This is a genomic window from Megasphaera sp. UPII 135-E (assembly GCF_000221545.1).
Lineage (GTDB): Bacteria > Bacillota > Negativicutes > Veillonellales > Megasphaeraceae > Megasphaera > Megasphaera hutchinsoni.
In genome coordinates, this window is record NZ_AFUG01000008.1 from 166,538 (window position 1) to 172,537 (window position 6,000).

5 protein-coding genes are annotated in these 6,000 nt (G+C 41.8%); 1 reads left to right on the top strand and 4 read right to left on the bottom strand.

The window, feature by feature from the left end:
• Nucleotides 1–21: 21 nt before the first annotated feature.
• The 4 genes from HMPREF1040_RS02145 to HMPREF1040_RS02160 all read right to left on the bottom strand — a co-directional run bounded on the left by HMPREF1040_RS02145 (nt 22) and on the right by HMPREF1040_RS02160 (nt 4,984).
• The gene (locus tag HMPREF1040_RS02145) at nt 22–1,710 is read right to left on the bottom strand and encodes an LPO_1073/Vpar_1526 family protein (protein ID WP_007392262.1); all 1,689 of its coding nucleotides are present in this window, start codon (nt 1,708–1,710) and stop codon (nt 22–24) included.
• Between the two features lie 79 nt (nt 1,711–1,789).
• Nucleotides 1,790–2,806 (bottom strand): hypothetical protein, encoded by a 1,017-nt coding sequence (locus HMPREF1040_RS02150; RefSeq protein ID WP_007392177.1) that lies wholly within the window; start codon nt 2,804–2,806, stop codon nt 1,790–1,792.
• 10 nt (nt 2,807–2,816) lie between these two features.
• A complete protein-coding gene (locus tag HMPREF1040_RS02155) occupies nt 2,817–3,920 on the bottom strand; it encodes an S-layer homology domain-containing protein (protein WP_007392227.1) in 1,104 nt (367 codons plus the stop codon).
• An 80-nt stretch (nt 3,921–4,000) separates the two neighbouring features.
• Nucleotides 4,001–4,984 carry an asparaginase gene (locus tag HMPREF1040_RS02160; RefSeq protein WP_007392159.1) on the bottom strand — a complete coding sequence of 328 codons (984 nt, stop codon included), beginning with the start codon at nt 4,982–4,984 and terminating at the stop codon, nt 4,001–4,003.
• Between the two features lie 120 nt (nt 4,985–5,104).
• On the opposite strand from HMPREF1040_RS02160, the gene rarD reads away from it, so the two are divergent.
• Nucleotides 5,105–5,968, top strand: a complete 864-nt coding sequence (gene rarD / locus HMPREF1040_RS02165; protein ID WP_007392257.1) for an EamA family transporter RarD — start codon at nt 5,105–5,107, stop codon at nt 5,966–5,968.
• Nucleotides 5,969–6,000: the final 32 nt, after the last annotated feature.

A 6,000-nucleotide genomic window follows, 5' to 3' on the forward strand; every position in this document is an offset into this window, starting at 1 on the left:
TTTGCTGTATGGATATATTGTCTATTCTACCCAGCGTGAAATATCGACTGTTTCACCAATCTCACTTTTAATATAACCTTGTGCTAAATATAAGCCTAATAAAGATAGTGTTGACACCTTCAAAGGCGAACTATCCCAAATATCACTTAATTCTGACAATATGGGTGAAATACGTTCCATAATATATAGGGCTTCTTCGCCACTAAAGTGAACGGGACGTTTTTTCGCTAATTGCAATAACCGTTGTTGTATTTTCCTATCTGGAATGCACGCATCTCGGAAAAACTTCGTCATTCCTAGCTCATTCGCCAAAGCTAATTTGAAGAAAGACGCATAAACCGATGGTACTATCCACCCCTTCGGAGAATACTTACCATGCAAAGCCTGATGCAATTCATCCTCCGTCATCCCTCGATAACCAAATAATAAAGGATAAGAATTAGCTAATATTTCAGCAAAACGAGTTTCTTTATTTTCTCTAAATAAACACCGTACATGCTCTAATTGTTGATAATATGCCGTAGCCATAGGAAAATTCGTAAAAAAAGGTAATACTTTTGTATCCAAGAAAGAACAAAACGTTTCTTTATCTACATTAGTTTGATCCGGCAAATATAAAAAGCGTAATAAAATCGATAAAATTTGATAATGAGGCGTTGTTAAATAAGGCATCACATTAAGTGCATCCATAGCGACAACAGGTCGTGTTGAAATAGTGCGACCTCTGGCAATATCATAAAATGCGGTCAATGCCATATATTTCACATAAGGATACGGTTGAGTTACATACACTCGTTGTACTTTTTCCAACGCTTCTTGTACAGAAAGAGAGGCTACCAACTGTTGCCGTTCCGCATCCTTCTGACATCCCACACAAGCAAAGGCAGAAGCCGTAATAGAGCTAACTAATCTACGCCGTTCTCCCATGCCTTCACCAAAACGCTGAATAAACCGCTGTACCCATTCTTGCATAAAGGGAGAAGCCGCTACGGCTTGTTCTACCTGTTTATCCGTAAGTATAACAAGGGGGGATGCCGGCACACTCGTCTCGGTAATCATAATATTTTCTCGTCTTCCCAAAAGCGACGTTTCCTTGCGTGGTACCTCTTTGGAAAGATCCTGCCGCTGAATAATCTGTGTTGCTTCGTCCACCTCATCGTCTTTTTCTCCCATAGAGGAAGAAGACTGTGTCTTAGCTAATAAATCGGCCGTCACAATCGCCCCTAATTGATCTAACGGATTTGTTTCTTCTGCCGCCTGTTGTAAGCATGTCTTTTTTTTCTGCTCTTCCTGTATTGCCTTTTTCGATGCAGCTTCTTCTTTATCTACTTTTTCCATCGCTGCTAATAATTCCGCTCGCGATAAAGCCCGTGTAAATTCCCTATTCGTTGTGCCAGATGCCGTTGCTGGAGGTTCTTCATACACCATTTTTCCATCACGCCGTACAACTTCCCCCTTCGTCGTCACAAACCGTGTTTCCTGTGGATTTTCCTCCCGTTGCTGTATCGGTACTTGCGATACTCGTGGCACTGGTGACGTCTGAAAGGAATTTTGCATACCCCGATTATCTAGATGCCCTTTCTGTTCCATCTTGAGGAGTTTGCGTTTTTTCTTTTTTTTCGTTGACGATCCTGAAAACAAAACATAGCAAATACAGAAAAAAATTACCACTACACCCACAACAATAGCATATGGTAAAAAACTATTCATAACTCTCTCCCCTATTCTTCCTCGAAACATCCTCTAGACTATATAAAAACAACTGCTTTAACCTATTACTTAAATCCAGCTATCCATGAATTAAACTATACTCAAAATCCCGAATAAGCCGTTCCATATCAGCTGTAATCCCCACCGCATAAGGTGCATAATAAATACCTTTTACGGTGGTATCACGATCTGCTTTTACCGGTTTCTCACCAAGCAAAACAAACTGCACATGCCTAGATCCCACCAATGCTGCAACCTGTTGTTTTGTCTTTTCGCCAACAGGATGAGGTACCACACAAAGCAAGCGTTCTTGTTCAAAATCGGGAATGATATATCCCGTTGCATTCATCGGTTCCCTTACCGCAAGCACCTGTTGTACCTCTTTCATATACGTAGTATACGTTTCATAACTCCACCGAATCGGTTTAATACGTACGAATTCTCGCATTTCTGCAAAGAGAGCTATCATTTGTTCCATTTTTTCCGGATACACGCCAATAATATACGTTTCCCCTTGACGATATAGTACCCCTTCTGTCAAAAATGCCGTTGAAGAACCATAATATGACAGCAATCGTTGCCAAATCTGCTCTTCTCGTAACTGATAATTTACATGTACTTTATTTCCATATAACGCAGCGTACACCGCTTGTATCGCTTCTAACCGTGATACAGGCGTTGTTGACATAGATAACGTTTGTCCTTTTATTGGCTGCCATTGATTTACCTTCTGCCATGCCTCCAAAATATCCGCTAATTCCGCTTTTGTCACTACTTTTGACAGTGTCTGTTCTTTCCAAGAAGATGGCACAATCATCGCCAACACTAGCGGAGCGAATCTTTTCTCCTGTAATGACAATCTCCCCAAATTCCCATCGACATCCCAAATCAACTGCATCAATTCTTGCCGTGTAATGGGCTTATGAGGCTGCAATAACGGACCAGGAAACACACGTAAACCCTGGGTCTGCTGCAAATAAGTGATCGCATCCTGTCCCTGTACTAATGCGATATCTTGATATGGCTCCATCCCATATGCCGACAAAGAGAATATACCTCCAATCAGCAAACAGCATATAACTTGTTTTACTTTCATCTCTTCCATCCTATATGACGATCAATAACAAGACATTTCCCACCGCATCTTGTAACGCTTGACGCGTTTCGGTCGACATTCCTTTCATTTTAAACACAATTTTTTCCTGTATGTAATTAATGCGAGCATCTTGTACCTTGCCTTGTGGATTATGAGCAATGTACACCTGTTTTGCTTTCTCTATCAATCGCTGATAATCGACTGTGCTATACTGTGCAGCTTGTACGGTAACCCGTACCGCCATAGTCTGCGGCATCACCGCTACACAACGTTGTACGGCTTCTCGATGCACCGTGCTTTTCATACGCACATGCAATATATCCCCTTGCCAATACAATACGCCATCTTCCGAAAACGCTTTAATGGAACCATATTCCTTTTCTAGTATCGCAAAAACAGCCTGTTCGATTTGTTTTTCCTCAACTACAACTGGTACAACACCTTTTGCTGATGCAGGTACAATTCCTTTCACACCACTGGTTTCCATAAGATTGGTCGTATGAGCCTGCTTCATCCGTGCTTCTTCCTGTACATATAACCGATGCAACCACATTACCGCTTCTTTCCGTGTAACCCATGCACGAGGTAAAAAGGATTCTTTCGTCATAGGCATAATATCATACGTAGCAACAGCATACACCGCCCGTTTCGCCTTCGCCTCAATCTGTTTATCATCTCGATAACGTTTTCCTTGACGTGATACATCCCATTTCTGATATTTCATATAATTATATAAAATAATAGCAAATTGCTGCCGCGATATTCGTCTTTCTGGATAAAACAGCCGTGTCTTCGTACCCGTCATAATTTTCTTTTGCTGTACGGTAGCAATAGCTTGTTCCGACCAACGTCCTTTTACATCCTTATATGAATGCATCCGCCCAACAGGTGAACCAATCATACGTGCAAGAATCGTCGCCAATCCTTCCCGTGTAATATATTCATTCGGATGAAAAGCCTCGCCTCGTCCCTGAATAAACTTATGCTGATAAAACGACTCTATCGCCAATGTACTTTCTGGGGATTTTCCCATTATATCACCCTGCATACACCCCATACCTAACGTCATCACCATACTCATCAAGCAAATCCGACGCATTATTGCCTTCATCATCCAATCCTCCTTAAAAACAGCAATAGCCTTCTTTCGCTGTTATTGTACCATAGTAACAAAAAGAGAACAAGAAAATCCCCCTAATGTGTGTTAAGGATATCTTGTATCTGTGCAGCTGAATACCCCTGTGCTAAGGCCAACTGCACAACGATCTTTGCTTTTTGTGGCGACAAAGAATTCGCCCACAACCACGTTGCATACTCATCAACTTTCGTCACCATGCCACCGAAGGTTCGACTCGTACGCACACATAAAATTCTTCGCTGTTGTAACGCCATAACCTCATTTTTAATCACTTCTGACACACGTCCATGTCCCATACCTACCAAAATAATCGCCTTAGCATTGTCATTAGCAAAAAAGGGGAAAATATTACCACGCATACCGACATGACAATACACAATCGGTACATAGGGCAAGGTATTTGTCACGGGTAAATATAATTGCGATTGCTGCGTACACCGTTTCACTGGCCGCTGATAAAATTCGGGTTTTCCATCTTGAACGATCCCCACATATCCCTGTTGCCGTGACTGAAACGCGTCCACCTGCATCGTATCCATTTTTTCCACAAAACGAGCAGCACACAAACGATTATTAAGCAGTACTAACACGCCATACGAACCAGCCGCAGCATCACAAGCCGTTTGTACGGCTGCTAGAAAATTCAATGGACCATCCGCACTTAACGCCGTTGCCGGCCGCATCGCCCCCGTTATCACCACCGGTTTTTCCGTATGCACCAAAAGATTCAACGCATACGCCGTTTCTTCAAGAGTATCTGTACCATGCGTAAGCACAACCCCATCATATATTGGATCATCCACAATCGCTTGTACACGTGCAGCCAATCCTAACCAATGAGCTTCTGTCATATCGGAACTGTCTATATTACAATACTGTTCCCCTTCTAGCTCTGCTATCTCCCGTACAAATGGTACGGCTTGTACCATTTCTTGCCACGTTGTTTGCCCTGCCTTATATTGCGTAAGATCGCAGGCATCCGTGCCAATTCCGGCAATCGTACCACCACAAGCAATCAAATAAATACGCTTTCGCTTCATTTCCTCGTCCTCCCATAGACTTTACCTCAGTATAACATATTTATCCCAAATTCATCTTCTCCCTTTTCATATTCAGCCTATTCTTGTTATAATGAGTCATATTGATAAACAGGAGGCTCTATGAAAAAACATATAATGAACGTATTAATAGGGCAATGTATCTGGGGATTACTGCCTTTATTTTGGTTATTACTACAACAAGTTCCCTCTCTTTACATTTTAGCTAACCGTATTATTTGGTCCGCCGTACTATGTGTTATCATCCTTTTCATCCAAAAGAAATTCTCCCTTTCAGTCTGTCTTAGACAAATAAAAAAGGAATGGCTCTACATTCTCGGTGCCTGTCTAATGATTACATGTAACTGGGCCATCTTTATTTATTCTATGACGCATGAGTACATCTTACAATCCAGTTTAGCCTACTTCGTGAATCCCGTAGTGGTCATTTTTTTTGGCGGTATTCTCTTTCACGAACCCCTCAGCCGCTTGCAAAAACTCGCCGTATTTTTTGCAAGTCTAGGCTTTGTCATCGCCATTTTCTTATATGGAGAAGTACCCTATATCGCAATCCTTACCTGTGCTACTTGGGCAGCATACAGCCTATTAAAAAAACGAATCACCTTAGACAGCCTTCTTTCGGTCGGACTCGAATCAATTAGCATGGTTCCCTTTGCACTCCTCTTTATTTTCTTTTCCGAATGGAATCATATCGGTGCATACGGGGTCTTAACAGGTTGGCAATGGCTCTTATTACCCGCAACGGGACCCGTAACAGCTATTCCCATGCTCTTTTTTACAGCAGGCATCAAATATGCTCCCATCACCGTTTCGGGTATTTGTTTGTACGTTTCACCTACCCTATCCTTAATTATCGGACTGCTCACTGGTGAAGCTTTTACCTTTCCCTTGCAAATTACCTTTTTCTTTACCGGCATTTCCATTATCCTCTACTTAACAGGATTATTTCTCCAATATAAACAATAAAACTCCTACAAAAAAGCAATTTCATGTTAACC

Excerpts from the sequence above, each read along its gene's own strand:
- HMPREF1040_RS02145 (WP_007392262.1), bottom strand. The coding sequence starts at position 1,710 with ATGAATAGTTTTTTACCATATGCTATTGTTGTGGGTGTAGTGGTAATT.
- HMPREF1040_RS02155 (WP_007392227.1), bottom strand. The coding sequence starts at position 3,920 with ATGATGAAGGCAATAATGCGTCGGATTTGCTTGATGAGTATGGTGATG.
- HMPREF1040_RS02150 (WP_007392177.1), bottom strand. The coding sequence starts at position 2,806 with ATGAAAGTAAAACAAGTTATATGCTGTTTGCTGATTGGAGGTATATTC.
- HMPREF1040_RS02160 (WP_007392159.1), bottom strand. The coding sequence starts at position 4,984 with ATGAAGCGAAAGCGTATTTATTTGATTGCTTGTGGTGGTACGATTGCC.
- rarD (WP_007392257.1), top strand. The coding sequence starts at position 5,105 with ATGAAAAAACATATAATGAACGTATTAATAGGGCAATGTATCTGGGGA.